The sequence below is a fragment of the Sphingomonas abietis genome (assembly GCF_027625475.1).
GTDB classification, from domain to species: domain Bacteria; phylum Pseudomonadota; class Alphaproteobacteria; order Sphingomonadales; family Sphingomonadaceae; genus Solisphingomonas; species Solisphingomonas abietis.
The window spans coordinates 1,615,966-1,633,604 of the sequence record NZ_CP115174.1; the positions used below are offsets into that span (position 1 = coordinate 1,615,966).

The window sequence follows — 17,639 nt, forward strand, 5'->3', positions numbered from 1 at the left end:
TCGACCGATCATGGGGCCTTCGCGCATCTTCATCCTGCGGCCGGTCGCGACCGCGCTGTTCATGGTCGCCATCGTGCTGGCGGGCCTGGTGGGCTTCCGCTCGCTCTCGCTCTCGGCCTTGCCGGAGGTGGACTATCCCACCATCCAGGTGACGACGCTCTATCCCGGCGGTTCGCCCGAGGTGATGAGCCAGACGGTGACCGCACCGCTGGAGCGCAATTTCGGTGAAATGCCGGGGCTGAGCCGGATGGCGTCGACCAGCTCGGCCGGCGCCTCGGTGATCACCCTCCAGTTCGGGCTCACCGAGGGGCTGGATGTCGCCGAGCAGGAGGTGCAGGCGGCGATCAACGCATCGAACGCGCTGCTGCCGGCCGATCTGCCGGCGCCGCCGGTCTATGCCAAGATCAACCCGGCCGATGCGCCGATCATGACCCTCGCCGTCACCTCGACGACGATCCCGCTGACCCAGGTGCAGTCGATCGTCGATACCCGGCTGGCGCAGAAGATCAGCCAGATTTCCGGGGTCGGCCTCGTCACCCTCGCCGGCGGGCAGAAGCCGGCGATGCGGATCCGCGCGGATACGCAGGCTCTGTCCAGCTACGGGCTGTCGCTCGCCCAGCTCCGCACCGCGATCGACAATGCCAACGCCAATTCGGCCAAGGGCAGCTTCGATGGGCCGAACCGATCCTATCAGATCAACGCCAACGATCAGTTGGAGACGGTGGCCGATTATCAGGATCTGGTCGTCACCTACAAGAACAACGCGCCCGTCCGCCTGAAGGACGTGGCGCAGGTGGTGGAGGGCGCTGAAAATTCCCGGCTCGGCGCGCTCGCCAATGCGACGCCGGCGATCATCCTCAACGTTCAGCGCCAGCCGGGCGCCAACGTGATTGCCACCACCGATGCGATCAAGGCGCAGCTGCCGGAGCTGCTCAAGAGCCTGCCCGCCGGCCTGAACGCCAAGGTGCTGGCCGATCGCACCACCGGCATCCGCGCCTCGGTCCACGATGTCGAGTTCGAGCTGGTGCTGGCGGTCGTGCTGGTCGTGCTGGTGATCTTCTTCTTCCTCCACTCGGCGCGTGCGACGCTGGTGGCGGGCCTCGCCGTGCCGATCTCGCTGATGGGCACGTTCGGGGTGATGTACCTGCTCAACTACAGCCTCGATAACCTCTCGTTGATGGCACTCACCATCGCGACCGGCTTCGTGGTCGACGACGCGATCGTGATGATCGAGAATATCCAGCGTCATATCGAAGAGGGCGTGCCCCCGTTCGAAGCCGCGCTGAAGGGGGCGGGAGAGATCGGCTTCACGATCATCTCGCTCACCGTCTCGCTGATCGCGGTGCTGATCCCGCTGCTGTTCATGGGCGACATCGTCGGCCGCCTGTTCCGCGAGTTCGCGGTGACGCTGGCGGTGACGATCCTGATCTCCGCCGTCGTCTCGCTGACGCTGACCCCGATGCTGTCGGCGCGCTGGCTCAAGACCCCGCAGGACGAGAAGCCGAGCCGTCTGGCACAGCGCTCGGCCGCCGCCTTCACCTGGGTCGAGCGCCATTATGCGCGCGGGCTCGATGTCGTGCTGGCCCGCCGGGTCGCGACCCTGATCGTGGCGATCGGCACGCTGGTGCTGACGGTGCTGCTCTATCTGGTCATCCCCAAGGGCCTGTTCCCGACCCAGGATACCGGCCAGCTTCAGGCGCGGATCGTCGCCACCACGAGCATTTCCTATGCGCGCATGGCCGAACTGCAGAAGCGGGCGGCGGAGGAGATCCTTCAGGATGCCGACGTGCAGTCGCTGGCGTCGTTCGTCGGGGTGGACGGCTCGAGCAACGCCTCGCTCAACAGCGGGACGATGCTGATCAACCTCAAGGAGGGGCATGACCGCCAGGCGACGGTGATGCAGCGCCTCAAGCGTGACGTCGATCGGATTCCGGGGCTGACGCTGTACCTCCAGCCGACCCAGGATCTGACGATCGACGCCGAGAACGGGCCGACCCAATATCGCCTCTCGGTCGAGGGATCGAACACCGCGGACGTGAATGCCGAGGCGAAGCGGATCACCGCCGCGCTGCAATCGGTCAGCAAGGTCCGCAACGTCGTCACCGATGCAGGCGCCGAGGGTGCGTCCGCCAACATCGCGATCGATCGCGACGCGGCGGCGCGGCTCAACATCACCGCCTCTTCGGTGGACGACACGCTCTATTCGGCGTTCGGCCAGCGCATCGTCTCGACCATCTTCACCGAGACCACCCAGTATCGCGTGATCCTGGAGGCGGCACCCAACCTGCTGACCGATCCGCAGTCGCTCGGCCTGCTGCATCTGTCGGCGACCGGCGGGGCGACGCCACTCAACGCCGTGGCCAAGATCACCGAGGGCAAGTCGCCGCTCCAGATCACCCATGTCGCGCAGTTCCCGGCGGCGACGATCGGCTTCGACACCGCGCCCGGCGTATCGCTCGGCACCGCCACCAAGGCGGTACAGGCCAAGATCGCGTCGATCGGCCTCGCCAAGGGCGTCTCGGTCGGCTTCCTCGGCACGGCCGGCGCCTTTTCGGGATCGATCAACAACCAGCTGGCGCTGATCCTCGCTGCGATCGTGTGCGTCTACATCGTGCTGGGCGTGCTCTACGAGAGCTTCATCCATCCGGTGACAATCCTCTCGACCCTGCCATCGGCGGCGGTCGGTGCGCTGTTCGCGCTGTGGATCACCGGGCATGATCTCGACATCATCGGCATCATCGGCATCGTGCTGCTGATCGGCATCGTGAAGAAGAACGCGATCATGATGATCGACTTCGCGATCGCTGCCGAGCGCGACGAGGGGCTGGCCCCGGTCGAGGCGATCCGCCAGGCTGCGATCCTGCGCTTCCGCCCGATCCTGATGACGACGATGGCGGCTTTGTTCTCGGCGGTGCCGCTGATGGTCGGCATGGGGCAGGGGGCGGAGTTGCGCCGTCCGCTCGGCATCGCGATCTTCGGCGGCCTGCTGGTCAGCCAGCTGCTCACCGTGTTCACGACGCCGGTCGTCTATCTCTATTTCGATCGCGGCCAGCAATTCTTCGCGCGCCGCGGCTGGGGCGTGCGCTCCTCGCCCGCCGTCGGCCCGGAAGCGCGGCCATGACGGTGCCGGCGTGAATCTCTCCGCGCCCTTCATCCGGCGGCCGATCGCGACCATCCTGCTGACGATCGGGCTGGCGCTCGCCGGCATCGCGGGCTTCTTCTCGCTGCCGGTGGCGCCGCTGCCGCAGGTCGATTTCCCGACGATCAGCGTTTCCGCCAAGCTGTCGGGCGCGAGCCCGGAGGTGATGGCGCAGAGCATCGCGACGCCGCTCGAACGGCGCCTCGCGACGATCGCCGGCGTCACCGAGATGACCTCGCAGAGCTCGCTGGGATCGACCCGGATCATTCTCCAGTTCGATCTCTCGAAGAATATCGACGGCGCGGCGCGCGAGGTGCAGGCGGCGATCAGCGCCAGTCGCGTCGATCTGCCCGCCACGCTCCGCCAGAACCCCACCTACGAGAAGCTCAACCCCGCCAACCAGCCGGTGATCACGCTGGCGCTGACCTCCAAGACGATGACGGCGGGGCAGGTCTATGATGCCGTCTCCAACATCGTGCAGCAGCGCATGGCGCAGATCCAGGGCGTCGGCGATGTCGAGGTCGGCGGCGGGTCGCTGCCGGCGGTGCGCGTCGATATCGATCCCTATCGGCTGAACAGCTACGGCATCGCGATGGAGGATGTCCGCGCCGCGATCGAGGCGGCCAATGCCAACCGGCCCAAGGGCCTGTTGCAGGCGCCCGATGGCCGCGCCTGGCAGATCTATACCAATGCGGCCGGCCGCCACGCGATCGATTACCGCCCGCTGGTGATCGCTTGGCGTAACAACGCGCCGGTTCGGCTCGGCGACATCGCCAACGTGACCGACAGCGTGGCCGACATCCACACGCTCGGCCTGTACAGCGGCCAGCGCGCGATCATCGTCAACATCACCCAGCAGCCGGGCGCCAACCTCATCAAGATGGTCGATGCGATCAAGGCCGAGCTGCCCGAGATGCAGGCGCAGCTGCCCGCCGACATCAAGGTCAACGTCGCGATGGATCGCACCAGCTCGATCCGCGCCTCGATCCGCGAGATCGAGATCACCGTCTATATCGCGCTGGCGCTGGTGGTGCTGGTGGTGTTCGCCTTCCTGCGCGACGTGCGATCGACGGTGATCCCGGCGGTCGCCACGATCGTGTCGCTGCTCGGCACCTTCGGCGTGATGTACATGCTGGGCTACAGCCTCAACAATCTGTCGCTGATGGCGATCACGGTGGCGACCGGCTTCGTGGTCGATGACGCGATCGTGGTGCTGGAGAACACCACCCGCCATCTCGAACAGGGCATGGGCCGGTTCGAGGCGGCGCTGAAGGGCGCGTCCGAGGTCGGCTTCACCGTGCTCTCGATCAGCGTCAGCCTGGTCGCGGTGTTCATCCCGCTGCTGTTCATGGGCGGCATCGTCGGGCGCCTGTTCCGCGAGTTCGCGGTGACGCTGTCGGTCTCGGTGATGATCAGCCTGGTGCTGTCGCTGACTTTGACCCCGATGCTCTGCGCCTGGTTCCTGCGCCCCGGCGCGCATCGCAAGCCCGGCCGTGTCGGCCGGGTGCTGGAGCGCGGCTACGGCTTTGCCGAGCGCTGCTATGCCGCCTCGCTCGATTGGGCGCTGGCGATGAAGCCTCTGGTGCTGATCCTGCTTGCCGCAATCGTCGCGCTGACCGTCTATCTCTACATCATCGTGCCCAAGGGCTTCTTCCCCGAACAGCAGAGCCCGCTGGTCTTTGCCGGCGTGCGCGCCGACGAGAGCGTGTCGTTCGGATCGATGCAGGACAAGCTCAAGGAGGTCGTCGGCATCATCAAGAAGGATCGCGGCGTGCAGGGCGTCGTCGGCTTCACCGGCGGCAGCCGCGCGGGCGGCGCCTTCATCATGATCGCGCTCAAGCCGGTCGGCGAGCGTCACGGCCAGACCTCGACCGACGTTATCGAACGGCTCCAGACCCAGCTCCAGCCGGTGAAGGGCATCCGCCTGTTCCTCGGCGCGGTGCAGGATCTGCGGATCGGCGGGCGGCAGGGCAATTCGACCTATCAATATACGCTGATGGCAGACAGCAGCGCGGATCTCAAAATATGGTCCGAAAAGCTGACCAAGGCGCTGGAAAGCAGCGATATCGTCACCAATGTGGACAGCGATCTCGCCGAAAATGGCGTGGAGAGTTTCGTCAATATCGATCGGGATGCCGCCTCGCGCGTCGGCATCTCGCCGCTCGATGTCGACAATGCGCTCTACGACGCCTTCGGCCAGCGCACCGCGGCGACGATCTATGAGGACATCAACCAGTATAGCGTCATCCTCGGCTGGCGGCAGGACGCGACCACCGGCCCGCAGGATCTGACCGATGTCCGCATCCCGGCCGACTCGGTGACCGCCGATGCGGCTTCCCAGGCCGCCAACACCAGCGCATCTGGTGCGGCGAGCGCGGTGGTGAGCCCGACCGGCAGCGCGGCGACCACGACCACCACGGCCGTGCCGACCAACCCGGCGCTGCGCGATCCGTCGACCGGATCGGCCTTGGCGACCACCGCGCACAGCATGGTGCCGCTGCCGGCGATCGCCACCTTCCACCAGGCGCCGACGGCGGCCAGCGTCAACCATCAGGGCACCGAGGTCGCCGCGACGGTCTCTTTCGATCTCAAGCCGGGCAAGGCCCTGTCGCAGGCACGGACGGAGATTGCGGCGGCGGAGGCGCGCATCGGTATGCCCAACAGCGTCCATGGCGCCTTCGCCGGCACCGCCGCCGCCTTCCAGCAGAGCCAGGGATCGCAGCCGCTGCTGATTTTGGCGGCGCTGGTGACGATCTACATCGTGCTCGGCATCCTCTACGAGAGCCTGATCCACCCGCTCACCGTGCTGTCGACGCTGCCGGCGGCGGGAGTCGGTGCGGTGCTGGCGCTGATGCTGTTCGGGATGGACTTCTCGATCATAGCGCTGATCGGGGTCTTCCTGCTGATCGGCATCGTCAAGAAGAACGCGATCCTGATCATCGACTTCGCACTGGAGGCGCAGCGCAGCCGGGGATTGACCGCGCATCAGGCCGCGCGCGAAGCCTCGCTGCTGCGCTTCCGCCCGATCCTGATGACGACGCTGGCGGCCGCGCTCGGCGCGCTGCCGCTGGCGATCGGCTTCGGCGAGGGCGCCGAGCTGCGCCGCCCGCTCGGAGTCGCGATCTTCGGCGGGCTGGTCGCCAGCCAGCTGCTCACCTTGATCACCACGCCCGTCGTCTATGTCTGTCTCGATCGCCTTGCGAGCCGCCGCGGCAAGCGGCGCTCGCCCCCGGCACGCCTGCAAGAGCTCCCCGCATGACCATGAAGCCGCTTTCCCGCCTATCCGTCCTGGCCTTCGCGCTGCTCGCCGGCTGCTCCTTCGCCCCGCATTATGCGCGGCCGACGCTGGCCACGCCGGCCGACTGGAAGCCGGTCGAGGGCTGGCAGACGGCCAACCCGTCCAACGGCGCGCCGCGGGGCGACTGGTGGACGCTGTTCGGCGATCCCATGCTGGCCGATCTGGTCGGCCGCGCCGATGCCCACAACCAGACCGTGGCGCAGGCCGCCGCGACCTGGCGGCAGGCGCACGCCGCCACCCGCGAGGCGCGCGCCAGTCTGTTCCCGACCGTGACGGCGGATGGATCGGTGACGCATACCTATACCGGCGGCTCGCGTACCGTCGTCTCGGGCGGCGTCACCTCCGGCGGCGGCGCCAACCATACGTCGAACAACTATGCCGTGACGCTGGGCGCGAGCTGGGCGCCCGATCTGTTCGGCGCGACCCGCAACACCGTCTCCAACGCCAAGGCGACCGAGCAGGCGCGGCTTGCCGACCTCGCCGATGCGCGGCTGGCGCTGCACGGCGAACTGGCCACCGACTATCTGAGCCTGCGCGCCGCCGACGCCCAGATCGCCAGCCTGGCCGCGACCGTCGAGGCCTATCGGCGCTCGCTCCAGATCGCCACCAATCAGTATGATGCCGGCATCGCGATCCATTCGGACGTCTATCAGGGCCAGTCCCAGCTTGCCTCGGCGCAATCCAGCCTCGAAGGCGAAAAGCGGACGCGCGCGCAGTTCGAGACCGCGATCGCGGTGCTGATCGGCGAGAATCCGGCGAGCTTCACGCTGCCTTCGCTCGGCACCACATGGGCGCCGGTGACGCCGGACGTGCCCGCGGTGGTGCCCTCGACCCTGCTCGAGCGGCGGCCGGACATCGCCTCGGCCGAGCGCGCGGTCGCAGCCGCCAATGCCGAGATCGGCGTGGCCAAGGCGGCGTTCTTCCCGACCGTCAGCCTGTCGTCGGACGGCGGCTTCAACAATGGCTCGCTCGCCGGCCTGTTCACGTCGGCGGCGTCTTTGTGGTCGCTGGGCGCCACCGCGACCGAGACGATCCTCGATTTCGGCGCCCGCTCGGCGAAGGTGCAGCAGGCGCGTGCCGCTTATGACGCCGCCGTCGCCAATTACCGGCAGCTGGCGCTCACCGCCTTCCAAGACGTGCAGGACAATCTGGTCGCCGAACGCATCCTCGCCCGGCAGGAGGATCTGCTCCGCCAGGCCTCGATCGCGGCCGACAAGAGCGAGGCCTCGATCCGCTCGCAATACAAGGCCGGGATCGTCGTCTATACCGATGTCGTGACCGCGCAGGCGACCGCGCTGTCGGCGCGGCAGTCGCTGATCCAGGGGCAGCTCGATCGGCAGAATGCCGCGGTCGCGCTGATCCAGGCGCTCGGCGGCGGCTGGCAGCAGGCCGACCTGACCAACGGCGCGGAGGCCGCGAACGCCGCCGCGATCCGAAAGTCGCAGCAGCCCTGACGATATGGATGACGCGATGCTCAAGCTGAAGGCGCAGATCATGTGTGGCGACGAGATCGCCATGGGGCCGGGCAAGGCCCTGCTGCTCGAGGCGATCGCGGAAGAGGGGTCGATCACCGCCGCCGCCAAGGCGATCGGGATGAGTTATCGCCGGGCCTGGCTGCTGGTCGACGCGATGAACCGCTGTTGGGCCGAGCCGGTGGTCGATACGGCGGCGGGTGGCGCGAAAGGCGGCGGCACGCGGTTGACGGTGGCGGGGGAGACGATCCTGTCGGCCTATCGCGCGCTCGACGCGAAGCTCGCCGCGGCTGCCCGATCGGAGGCGGAGGCGTTCGCCCGCCTGCTGAGGGCGGAGCCGCTTCCCCCGGGAGCCTGATTTCGATCGTTGCGCCGGGCGCCATATCCCGCCATTCATAGCGTGCCACCGTTCGGGAGCCCGGTCATGCGCGCGTCGATCCGTACCCTGCTGTCGCTGCTCACGACCTTCTCGCTGGCGTCGGTCGCATCGGCCGGGCCGCCGCTGGTGCTGGCGGCCGCCAGCCTCCAGGAATCGCTTAACGCCGTCGCCGATGCGTGGGCGGCGAAGCATCACGAGCGGCCGGTGCTGTCGTTCGCGGCCTCGTCCGCGCTCGCCAAGCAGATCGATGCCGGCGCGCCGGCCGACCTGTTTATCTCCGCTGACGAGCCATGGATGAACGACGTCCAGAAGAATGGCTATGTCGCGCCGGGCACGCGCGTCTCGTTCCTCGCCAACCGGTTGGTGCTGATCGCGCCCGCCGACGGCAAGGGGGTGATCGCGATCAAGCCGGGCTTCCCGCTGGCGCAAGCGCTGGGCGACGGACGGCTGGCGATGGCCGACCCGGAGTCGGTGCCGGCCGGCAAATATGGCAAGGCATCGCTCACCGCGCTGGGCGTGTGGCCGGCGGTCAAGGCGAAGGTGGTGAGCGGCGACAGCGTGCGCTCCGCCATGGCCTTCGTGGAGCGCGGCGAGGCGCCTTATGGCATCGTCTATGCGACCGACGCGCTGGCCTCCAAGGCGGTGCGCATCGTCGGCGTCTTCCCGGAAGCCAGCCATGCCCCGATCACCTATCCGATCGCGCGGCTGACCGCCTCGACGAGCCGCGACGCCGAGCAGTTCCGCCTGTTCGTGATCTCCGCGCAGGGCCGGGCGATCTTCCGGAAATATGGTTTCCTCGCGCATTCCCCCAGCGTCAACTGATCAGGGCGCTGCGGACCCGGTGCGGCTGAACTGATGCTGCTGTCACCCGAGGAGTGGGAGATCGTCCGGCTGTCGCTGAAGGTGACGATCGTCGCCGTCGGGCTGACGCTGCCGGTTGCGTTCGCGCTCGCTTACCTGCTCGCGCGCGCTTATTTCCCCGGCAAGATCCTGATCGACGCGCTCGTCCACCTGCCGCTGGTGCTGCCGCCGGTGGTGACCGGCTGGCTGCTGCTGATCGGCTTCGGGCTGCGCGGGCCGTTTGGGGCGTGGCTGCACGACTGGTTCGGGCTGACCCTGATCTTCCGCTGGACCGGCGCCGCGCTCGCCGCCGCGATCATGGCGCTGCCGCTGATGGTGCGGGCGATGCGCCTGTCGATCGAGGCGGTGGATCGCCGGCTGGAGGGCGCGGCGCGGACGCTCGGGGCCTCGCGCGGGCGGGTGTTCTGGACGATCACGGTGCCGCTGGCGCTGCCCGGCGTGCTGGCCGGCGCGGTGCTCGGCTTCGCGCGCTCGATCGGCGAGTTCGGCGCGACGATCACCTTCGTCTCCAACATCCCCGGCGAGACGCGGACCTTGCCGATCGCCATCTATGCCGCGCTCCAGCTGCCCGGATCGGACGCCGAGGTGATGCGGCTGGCGATCATCTCGGTGCTGCTGTCGCTGGGCGCGCTGGTGGTGTCCGAGATCCTGTCGCGGCGGGCCGGCGCGGGGCGGGGCGGCCATGTGCTCTGACGAGACGTCCTTCGACGTCGACGTCCGGCGACGGATGGGGCGGGACACGGACGTCGCGCTGCGCTTCACCAGCGGCCCCGGCCTGACCGCGCTGTTCGGCCCGTCGGGCGTCGGCAAGTCGAGCGTGTTGGCGATGGTGGCGGGGCTGCTGCGGCCCGATGCCGGCCATGTCCGCGTCGCCGGCGAAACGCTGTTCGGAAATGGCATCGACGTGCCGGCGGAACGGCGGGCGGCGGGCTATGTCTTCCAGGATGCCCGGCTGTTCCCGCATTACCGGGTGCGCGGCAATCTGCTGTATGGCGCGCGCCGGGCGGCCGGCCAGCACCCGCGCCGGCCGGGAATGGGGCTCGACGAGGTGGTCACCTTCCTCGGCATCGGCCATCTGCTCGACCGGCGACCGCAGACCCTGTCGGGTGGCGAGGCGCAGCGGGTGGCGATCGGTCGGGCGTTGCTGTCCGGCCCACGCTTCCTGCTGATGGACGAGCCGCTGGCCTCGCTCGACCTGACCCGGCGCCGGGAGATCATGGTGCTGATCGAGCGCGTCCGCGATGAGCTCGGCCTGCCGATCCTCTATGTCAGCCATGATCGCGGCGAGGTCGATCGCCTCGCCGCGACGGTGGTGGAGATGGGCTGACGGCCGTGCAGGGGGTTCAGCGCGCGGTCTGTCCGAACAGGAGCTTCTTCTCCTCGTCGCTCATCGGCGCGGGCTGCGGGTTGATCGTCGCCGCGAGCGCATAGGCGCGCTTCGTCGCCGGGCGTTCGGTGATCGCCTCGAACCAGCGCTTGAGGTTCGGGAAATCGGCGAGATCCTGCCCCTGCTGCTGATGCGGCACGATCCAGGGATAGCTCGCCATGTCGGCGATCGAATAGCTGCTGCCGGCCAGGAACGGCCGATCCGCCAGCCTTTTGTCCATCACCCCGTAGAGCCGTGCGGTCTCGCGCACATAGCGATCCATCGCATAGGGAATCTTCTCGGGCGCGTAGATGTTGAAATGGTGGTTCTGGCCGGCCATCGGGCCGAGCCCGCCCATCTGCCAGAACAGCCATTGCAGCACCTCGGCGCGGCCATGAGCGTCACCGGGGATGAAGCGATCGGTCTTGTCGGCCAGGTAGAGCAAGATGGCGCCGCTCTCGAACAGCGCGATCGGTTCGCCGCCGCCGGCCGGCAGATCGTCGACGATCGCGGGAATGCGGTTATTGGGGGCGATGGCGAGGAAATCGGGCTCGAATTGCTGGCCCTTGCCGATGTTCACCGGCACGATCCGATACGGCAGGCCGGCCTCTTCGAGGAGGAGGGTCACCTTGTGGCCGTTGGGCGTGGTCCAGTAATGGAGGTCGATCATGCGATCATGTCCCTTGTCGATGTCGTTGTCGGTGGCGTCGTCGGCCAGATAGGACGCGGCCGGGCGGTTCGCCAGAACCTCGTCACAGTTTCCCGATAAGCGGTTCACCGCAGCGGATGCCGGCGCTATGGCATCCATGAATCGGGTAAAGGACGACCATGGACGAGACCCTTCGCCAATCGGCGCTGCACTATCACCGCGAACCGCGGCCGGGCAAGCTCACCATCGAACCGACCAAGCGGATGGAGACGCAGCGCGATCTCGCGCTCGCTTACTCGCCCGGCGTCGCTGCGCCCTGCCTGGAGATCGCGGCCGACCCCGACAAGGCGCGCGACTATACCGCGCGCGGCAATCTCGTCGCGGTGATCACCAACGGCACGGCGGTGCTCGGCCTCGGCAATATCGGCGCGCTCGCCTCCAAGCCGGTGATGGAGGGCAAGGCCGTGCTCTTCAAGAAATTCGCCGGCATCGACGTGTTCGATATCGAGGTGGACGCCAGCGACCCCGATAAGTTCGTGGAGGTCGTGGCGGCGCTGGAGCCGACCTTCGGCGCGATCAACCTGGAAGACATCAAGGCGCCGGAATGCTTCGAGATCGAAGCCAAGCTGCGCGAGCGAATGAACATCCCGGTCTTCCATGACGATCAGCACGGCACCGCGATCGTCTGTGCGGCGGCGGTTCGCAACGGCCTGCTGTTGCAGGGCAAGAAGCTCTCCGAGGTCAAGCTGGTCACCTCCGGTGCCGGCGCCGCGGCGCTGACCTGCGTGCGGCTGCTGATCACCATGGGGCTGCCGATCGAGAATGTGACGCTCACTGACATCAAGGGCGTCGTCCATGCCGGCCGCGAAGGGCTGACCCCGGAGCTTGAGCCGTTCGCGCGCCACACCGATGCGCGGACGCTCGGCGAGGTGCTGGCCGGCGCCGATCTGTTCCTCGGCCTCTCGGCGCCGCGCGTCCTCAAGGAGGAATGGCTGCCGCTGCTGGCCGACAAGCCGCTGATCCTGGCGCTCGCCAATCCCGAGCCCGAGGTGCTGCCGGAGATCGTGCGCCGGGTGCGCCCCGATGCGATCATCGCCACCGGTCGCTCGGATTATGCGAACCAGGTCAACAACGTGCTGTGCTTCCCCTACATCTTCCGGGGCGCGCTCGATTGTGGTGCGACGACGATCAATTCGGAGATGGAGCTGGCCGCCGTCGAGGCGATCGCCGAACTCGCCCGGATCGAGCCGGACGAGTCGGTCGCGCGGGCCTATGGCGGCGCGCAGATGCTGTTCGGGCCGGAATATATCATTCCCAAGCCGTTCGATCCGCGCCTGGCGCTGCTGGTCGCACCCGCGGTGGCGCGGGCGGCGATGGCGACCGGCATCGCCCGCCATCCGATCGAGGATTTCGTCGCCTATGCGCAGCAGCTCCAGCGATTCGCCTACCGCTCCGGCCAGCTCATGCATCCGGTGTTCGAGCGGGCGCGCCAGACGCTGAAGCGCATCGCCTATGCCGAGGGCGAGGACGAGCGCGTGCTGCGTGCCGCCCAGGTGGTGATCGACGAGCGCATCGCGCGCCCGGTGCTGATCGCGCGGCGCGAGATGGTGGCGCAGCGCATCGCCAAGCTCGGGTTGCGGATGACCGAGGGCCAGGATTACGAAATCCTCGATCCGATCGCCGACGAGGAGACGATCCCGCATCTCGAGGATGCCTACAGCAAGCTGGTCGAGCGGCGGGGCGTCACGCCGGGCGCGGGCCGCTACCGCATCCGCCGGCGCCCCGCGATCACCGCGGCGATGCTGCTGCGCGAGGGGCTGGTGGACGGGGCGCTGTGTGGCGGCACCGCCGACTGGTGGATGCAGACCGGCGACATCCTGCCGATCATCCCGCGCCTGCCCGGCCTCAAGCGCGTCTATGCGCTGTCGGCGCTGATCGTCGGCGATCAGACCCTGTTCTTCTGCGATACCCACATGAACGTCGATCCGACCGCGCAGGAGGTGGCCGAGATGACCCTGCTGGCGGCCGATGCGGTGCGCGGCTTCGGCATCACGCCGCGTGCGGCCCTGCTCAGCCACAGCAATTTCGGCGCGTCCAATTCGCCCTCGGCCAAGAAGATGCGGCAGGCGCTCCGGCTGGTGCGCGACGATGCGCCGGAGCTGGAGATCGATGGCGAGATGCACGCCGACGCCGCGCTGGTGCCGGCGATCCGCGACATCCTGGTCTCGTCGAGCAGCCTCAAGGGCGGCGCCAACCTGCTGGTGATGCCGAACCTCGATGCCGCCAACATCGCCTTCACCCTGCTCGCGGCGGCGACCGATGCGCTGGCGGTCGGGCCGATGCTGCTCGGCATGTCGAAGCCGGTCCATGTGCTGACCGCGAGCGTCACCGCGCGCGGCATCGTCAACATGACCGCCCTGACGGCCGCGGCGGAAACCACACTCGGCGCGCGTTGAGGCGTTAGCCGGAGACGCGCTTCCCGAACAGGATCGAGAGCGTGGCTCCGGCCGCCAGGAAGCCGAGTGCGACGGCGAACAGCCCGTGGGGAACATTCTGGCTGGCGGTGCGGGTCAGCAGGAAGACGGCGACGAACAGGTTCGCCGCGCCCCATAGGAAATTCTCGAAGGCGGAGGATCGTCCGGTTCCGAACGGTTTCGCCCAGAGCGTGAAAAAGCGCTCGCCGCGCAGCCCGCTGGCCAGATGGGGCAGGGCATTGCAGAGCAAGATACCGGCGATCAGCATCATCAGATACATCATCATGCTTCATTCCTGCGGTGACGACCGGCCGGCCGCAGGACATTCCTGCGGCTTGCCCGTCGATTGGGGTTTATCCTGGCTGTTTAGCGCCATATATTCGAATCGTGTATTCGATCCGCTATATTCCCGAGCAGATGCTGCTCGATATCCGATGGTATGATCGGTTCAGCGACGAAGAGGTGGTGGATTACGCGCTGGCGGTGAAGCGGGAGTTTCTGCGCCACCATATCCGCACCGGCTATCTGCTGCGTATCGACATGAGCGCGAGCGGCGCCCAGCCGGACGAGGCGCTGCCGGTGTTCCGGGAAAATTTCCAATGGTTTCCCAAGGCGCGGCGGATCGCGATCATCGTCGCGGACGGCGAGACCCGGCAGCAGGTGCAGGGCGAGATGCGGCAATCCTATCTGCGGATCTTCGACGATGCGGAGGCGGGGCTGACCTGGCTGCTGGAAAGCGAGATCGAATTCGTCGCCGACGATGACGCGGGCGGCCCGATCGACCCTGCGGCGGGCTAAAGCGCCAGGCCCAGTTGCTCCGCCATGCCCTCCTCGCCTGGCTGCTCGAGCGCGGAGAGGGTGAGGCCGAGCAGCCGGATCGGCCGCTCCACCGGGCAGAGCGCCAGCAGCAGGCCATGCGCGGCCTCGGCGAGCAGCCCGCGATCGAGCAGCGGCTCGGTGAAGCTGCGGGCGCGGGTGATGGTGTGGAAATCGTCGTAGCGCATCTTGAGCGTGACGGTGCGGCCGCGTGCCCCCGATCCCTCGATGCGGGGCCATAGCGTGTCGATGATCTCGTCGAGCGCGCCGATCAGTTCGGCGGGTGCGGCGAGATCGCGGAGGAAGGTGTTCTCCGCGCCGACCGATTTGCGCGGGCGATCATTGCGGACCTCGCGATGATCGATGCCCCGCGCCGCGCCGTGGAGATATTCGCCCCAGCTGCCGAAGGTGCGGTTGAGCCATGCGAGGCTCTGCGCCTTCAGGTCCGCGCCGGTCTCGATGCCGAGCGCCGCCATCTTCTCGGCGGTCTTGGGGCCGACGCCGTAGAAGCGCTTGACCGGCAATGCCGCGACGAACGCCTCGCCGCGGTGCGGGGGGATGACGCAGATGCCGTCCGGCTTGTTCTGGTCCGAGGCGATCTTGGCGATGAACTTGTTGTAGGAGACGCCGGCCGAGGCGGTCAGCCCGGTCTCGGCCTTGATCTCGGCGCGGATGCGCTCGGCGGTCGCGGTGGCGGAGCCGAGCCCGGCGAGATCGTCGGTAACGTCGAGATAGGCTTCGTCGAGCGAGAGCGGCTCGATCAGCGGCGTGTAGCGGGCGAAGATCGCGCGGATATGGCGCGACACCTCGCGATAGACGTCGAAGCGCGGCTTCACGAAGATCAGGTCCGCGCACAGCCGGCGCGCGCGCGACGAGGGCATGGCCGAGCGCACCCCGAACAGCCGCGCCTCGTAGCTGGCGGCGGCGACGACGCCGCGCTCGCGCGATCCGCCGACCGCGACCGGCCTGCCCCGCAGCGCCGGATCGTCGCGCTGCTCGACCGAGGCGTAGAAGGCATCCATGTCGATATGGATGATCCGCCGGACGGGCAGCCGATCCTCGGGCGGCCGATCCACGGGCGGCCGGCCTTCGGATGTCCGGGCGTCAGGCATGATCGCGGTCGGCCATCACAGGTGCAGGTCGCTCGGCCCTTCCAGATGCAGATAGGTCGGATCGAATTCGCCGAGCGCGGCCAACGCCTTCCAGTCCGGGATCGTCACCGAACGCCCGCTGAAGGTCAGCAGCCCCTGCTCGCGGAACTTGGCCAGCACCCGGTTGGTGTGGATCGGGGTGACGCCGAGCGCATCGGCGAGATCGGTCTGGGTCAGGGGAAGCTCGAAGCTGCCGCCGTTGACGAGGCCGACGCGCTTCAGCCGCACCGCCAGTTCGCAGAACAGATGCGCGGTGCGGGTACGGGCGTCGCGCCGGCCGACATTGAGCAGCGCCTCGCGCTGGATCGAGGCATCGAGCAGGGTGTCGTACCAGAAGGCGCGGGCGAGGGCGGGCACCTCCTCGGCGGTCTTCAGCACGGCAGCGTGCGGCACCAGCACGATCGCGGCGTTGCGAACCGTCTCGATGGTATGATCGGCGACCTTGAACAGAACGGTGTGGAGATCGACCATGTCGCCGGGGACGTGGAAGGAAATGATCTGCCGGCGTCCGTCCGCGGCGACCTTGGAGCGATAGACCAGGCCTTCCAGCACCATGCAGGCGTGGGTCGGGCGCTCGCCCTCCTCGACGATGCGCGAGCGGGCCGCCGTGCGGACGAGCTTTTGCGGCAAGGCACGCAGGGCGGCCTTTTCGTCGTCGGTCAATTTGTCGCGCACCTCGATCTTGTCGAGGAAGGGATCGAGATAATGGCTGACGGCGTGAAGCATATGCGGAACTACCCCCTTCGCCATGCTCTTGCCTCCAAGCGAAACGGTGCGCAAGCGGGAGGAACCGGGAGTGCTGGCGAAGCGTCTTCCGGCTTGAGGGAGACAGGGTCATGCTATTGGGGTCGTTGGCGAAATCGATGATCGTGCGCGCCGTGCAGAAACGAGTCGGGGTGTCGCGGATCGGCACGATCCCGGCCACCTTGCTGACCACCGGGGCGTCGCTGGCGCTGACCCGCGGCCGGCGGCCGATCGGGCTGGCGCTGGCCGGTGTCGGCGGGCTGTTGCTGTGGCAGGAGATCGAGCGCGAGCGCCGGCTGGCGGCCGACGCATCCCGGGCTAGCGAGCCGCTTCTGCCGGTGCCGGGGCTTCCGCCAGCGGCTTCCGTCGATGCTTCTGCGGCCAGAGCACGGCGTTGATCGTCGCGCCGAGCAGGATCGCATAGGCCGAGACGTAGAACCACATCAGCAGCACGACGACCGCGCTGAGCGACCCATAGGTGGCGTTATAGTTGCCGAAGCTGGAGACGTAGAGGCCCAGGCCGACGGTCGCCGCCAGCCACAGCAGGGTGGCGATGCCCGATCCCATGCTGATCCATTGCCAGCCATTGGGCGGGCGATTGGGCCCGAAGCGGTAGGCGCCGCCGATCGCGGCACTGGCCAGCAAGGCCGCGATCGCCCAGGTGCCCAGCTTGATCGCGAACAGCGCGACCGGCCCGAGCCCGTCGAGCAGGGTCTGCAGCCAGCCGAGCACGGTCGCGGCGAGCAGCCCGGTGATCGCCACGCCGACCGCGCCGACGATGATCGCCATCGATACGAAGGTGCCCATGATGAAGCCGCGCGCCTCATCCTGCTGGCCGTAGATCACGCTCAGCGCCGCCATGATCGCGGTCGAGGCGCGGGTGGCGCTGTAGATCGCGATCAGCAGCGCCAGCAGCAGGCCGAAGCCGGTCTTGCCGGACGATGTGTTCACCACCGCCATCAACTGATCGAGGATCAGCTTGGCGGCGTCGTGCGGCACGATCGTAACGATCGTGCGGATATGGTCCGCCACCGTCGCGGGGTCGGCGATCAGCCCGTAGGTGAGGATCACGGCGGCGAGCAGCGGCACCAGCGACAGGAAGCAATAGAAGGCGACGCCGGCCGCCATCAGCGCGATATTGTCGCGGCCGATCTTCGTCCATAGCTTGCCGAGGAAGCCGGTGGTCGCATCCTTCGCGCGATCGGCGAAATCCTGGCCTCGTTCGAAGCGGTGAGGGGTTTGCGGGCCACCGCCATTATCGCCCTGCCCAATATCGTTCTGCATGGCCGC

At 67.9% G+C, this 17,639-nt stretch carries 15 protein-coding genes; 10 read left to right on the forward strand and 5 right to left on the reverse strand.

Annotation, left to right across the window (positions count from 1 at the left end; translation table 11 throughout):
- Nucleotides 1–10 precede the first annotated feature (10 nt).
- From PBT88_RS07900 to PBT88_RS07930, 7 genes are all read left to right on the forward strand, one after another.
- Nucleotides 11–3,121 (forward strand): efflux RND transporter permease subunit, encoded by a 3,111-nt coding sequence (locus tag PBT88_RS07900; RefSeq protein WP_270078650.1) that lies wholly within the window; start codon nucleotides 11–13, stop codon nucleotides 3,119–3,121.
- A 10-nt stretch (nucleotides 3,122–3,131) separates the two neighbouring features.
- Nucleotides 3,132–6,398 carry an efflux RND transporter permease subunit gene (locus PBT88_RS07905; RefSeq protein ID WP_270078651.1) on the forward strand — a complete coding sequence of 1,089 codons (3,267 nt, stop codon included), beginning with the start codon at nucleotides 3,132–3,134 and terminating at the stop codon, nucleotides 6,396–6,398.
- Complete coding sequence (locus PBT88_RS07910) at nucleotides 6,395–7,891, forward strand: efflux transporter outer membrane subunit (protein WP_270078652.1); 1,497 nt, start codon at nucleotides 6,395–6,397, stop codon at nucleotides 7,889–7,891. The genes PBT88_RS07905 and PBT88_RS07910 overlap by 4 nt, the downstream gene beginning before the upstream one ends.
- Before the next feature lie 4 nt (nucleotides 7,892–7,895).
- A complete protein-coding gene (locus PBT88_RS07915) occupies nucleotides 7,896–8,267 on the forward strand; it encodes a winged helix-turn-helix domain-containing protein (protein WP_270078653.1) in 372 nt (123 codons plus the stop codon).
- 66 nt (nucleotides 8,268–8,333) lie between these two features.
- The gene (gene modA, locus PBT88_RS07920; RefSeq protein WP_270078654.1) at nucleotides 8,334–9,110 is read left to right on the forward strand and encodes a molybdate ABC transporter substrate-binding protein; all 777 of its coding nucleotides are present in this window, start codon (nucleotides 8,334–8,336) and stop codon (nucleotides 9,108–9,110) included.
- Between the two features lie 33 nt (nucleotides 9,111–9,143).
- Nucleotides 9,144–9,842, forward strand: a complete 699-nt coding sequence (gene modB, locus PBT88_RS07925) for a molybdate ABC transporter permease subunit (protein WP_270078655.1) — start codon at nucleotides 9,144–9,146, stop codon at nucleotides 9,840–9,842.
- Nucleotides 9,832–10,476: an ATP-binding cassette domain-containing protein gene (locus tag PBT88_RS07930; protein ID WP_270078656.1), complete on the forward strand. Its 645-nt coding sequence runs from the start codon at nucleotides 9,832–9,834 to the stop codon at nucleotides 10,474–10,476. The genes modB and PBT88_RS07930 overlap by 11 nt, the downstream gene beginning before the upstream one ends.
- A 16-nt stretch (nucleotides 10,477–10,492) precedes the next feature.
- On the opposite strand, the gene PBT88_RS07935 is transcribed toward PBT88_RS07930, so the two are convergent.
- Nucleotides 10,493–11,185, reverse strand: coding sequence for a glutathione binding-like protein (locus tag PBT88_RS07935; RefSeq protein WP_270079204.1), 693 nt, complete (start codon nucleotides 11,183–11,185; stop codon nucleotides 10,493–10,495).
- A gap of 158 nt (nucleotides 11,186–11,343) precedes the next feature.
- On the opposite strand from PBT88_RS07935, the gene PBT88_RS07940 reads away from it, so the two are divergent.
- Nucleotides 11,344–13,620, forward strand: a complete 2,277-nt coding sequence (locus PBT88_RS07940) for an NADP-dependent malic enzyme (RefSeq protein WP_270078657.1) — start codon at nucleotides 11,344–11,346, stop codon at nucleotides 13,618–13,620.
- 4 nt (nucleotides 13,621–13,624) lie between these two features.
- Here the strand turns inward: PBT88_RS07940 and PBT88_RS07945 are convergent, their stop codons facing one another.
- A complete protein-coding gene (locus PBT88_RS07945) occupies nucleotides 13,625–13,924 on the reverse strand; it encodes a hypothetical protein (RefSeq protein WP_270078658.1) in 300 nt (99 codons plus the stop codon).
- 101 nt (nucleotides 13,925–14,025) lie between these two features.
- Here PBT88_RS07945 and PBT88_RS07950 point away from each other — a divergent pair, with 101 nt between their 5' ends.
- Nucleotides 14,026–14,436 carry an STAS/SEC14 domain-containing protein gene (locus PBT88_RS07950; protein ID WP_270078659.1) on the forward strand — a complete coding sequence of 137 codons (411 nt, stop codon included), beginning with the start codon at nucleotides 14,026–14,028 and terminating at the stop codon, nucleotides 14,434–14,436.
- Here the strand turns inward: PBT88_RS07950 and dinB are convergent.
- Both dinB and PBT88_RS07960 read right to left on the reverse strand, forming a co-directional pair.
- A complete protein-coding gene (dinB, locus tag PBT88_RS07955; RefSeq protein WP_270079205.1) occupies nucleotides 14,433–15,476 on the reverse strand; it encodes a DNA polymerase IV in 1,044 nt (347 codons plus the stop codon). The genes PBT88_RS07950 and dinB overlap by 4 nt on opposite strands.
- 105 nt (nucleotides 15,477–15,581) lie before the next feature.
- Nucleotides 15,582–16,355: a Crp/Fnr family transcriptional regulator gene (locus PBT88_RS07960; protein ID WP_270078660.1), complete on the reverse strand. Its 774-nt coding sequence runs from the start codon at nucleotides 16,353–16,355 to the stop codon at nucleotides 15,582–15,584.
- Between the two features lie 113 nt (nucleotides 16,356–16,468).
- Here PBT88_RS07960 and PBT88_RS07965 point away from each other — a divergent pair, with 113 nt between their 5' ends.
- Nucleotides 16,469–16,747: a hypothetical protein gene (locus PBT88_RS07965; RefSeq protein WP_270078661.1), complete on the forward strand. Its 279-nt coding sequence runs from the start codon at nucleotides 16,469–16,471 to the stop codon at nucleotides 16,745–16,747.
- Here the strand turns inward: PBT88_RS07965 and PBT88_RS07970 are convergent.
- The gene (locus PBT88_RS07970; RefSeq protein ID WP_270078662.1) at nucleotides 16,668–17,633 is read right to left on the reverse strand and encodes a YihY/virulence factor BrkB family protein; all 966 of its coding nucleotides are present in this window, start codon (nucleotides 17,631–17,633) and stop codon (nucleotides 16,668–16,670) included. The genes PBT88_RS07965 and PBT88_RS07970 overlap by 80 nt on opposite strands.
- Between the last annotated feature and the right edge of the window lie 6 nt (nucleotides 17,634–17,639).

Excerpts from the sequence above, each read along its gene's own strand:
- PBT88_RS07910 (WP_270078652.1), top strand. The coding sequence starts at position 6,395 with ATGACCATGAAGCCGCTTTCCCGCCTATCCGTCCTGGCCTTCGCGCTG.
- PBT88_RS07940 (WP_270078657.1), top strand. The coding sequence starts at position 11,344 with ATGGACGAGACCCTTCGCCAATCGGCGCTGCACTATCACCGCGAACCG.
- modA (WP_270078654.1), top strand. The coding sequence starts at position 8,334 with ATGCGCGCGTCGATCCGTACCCTGCTGTCGCTGCTCACGACCTTCTCG.
- PBT88_RS07970 (WP_270078662.1), bottom strand. The coding sequence starts at position 17,633 with ATGCAGAACGATATTGGGCAGGGCGATAATGGCGGTGGCCCGCAAACC.
- dinB (WP_270079205.1), bottom strand. The coding sequence starts at position 15,476 with ATGGATGCCTTCTACGCCTCGGTCGAGCAGCGCGACGATCCGGCGCTG.
- PBT88_RS07965 (WP_270078661.1), top strand. The coding sequence starts at position 16,469 with ATGATCGTGCGCGCCGTGCAGAAACGAGTCGGGGTGTCGCGGATCGGC.
- PBT88_RS07915 (WP_270078653.1), top strand. The coding sequence starts at position 7,896 with ATGGATGACGCGATGCTCAAGCTGAAGGCGCAGATCATGTGTGGCGAC.
- PBT88_RS07935 (WP_270079204.1), bottom strand. The coding sequence starts at position 11,185 with ATGATCGACCTCCATTACTGGACCACGCCCAACGGCCACAAGGTGACC.
- PBT88_RS07900 (WP_270078650.1), top strand. The coding sequence starts at position 11 with ATGGGGCCTTCGCGCATCTTCATCCTGCGGCCGGTCGCGACCGCGCTG.
- PBT88_RS07930 (WP_270078656.1), top strand. The coding sequence starts at position 9,832 with ATGTGCTCTGACGAGACGTCCTTCGACGTCGACGTCCGGCGACGGATG.
- PBT88_RS07960 (WP_270078660.1), bottom strand. The coding sequence starts at position 16,355 with ATGGCGAAGGGGGTAGTTCCGCATATGCTTCACGCCGTCAGCCATTAT.
- modB (WP_270078655.1), top strand. The coding sequence starts at position 9,144 with ATGCTGCTGTCACCCGAGGAGTGGGAGATCGTCCGGCTGTCGCTGAAG.
- PBT88_RS07945 (WP_270078658.1), bottom strand. The coding sequence starts at position 13,924 with ATGATGATGTATCTGATGATGCTGATCGCCGGTATCTTGCTCTGCAAT.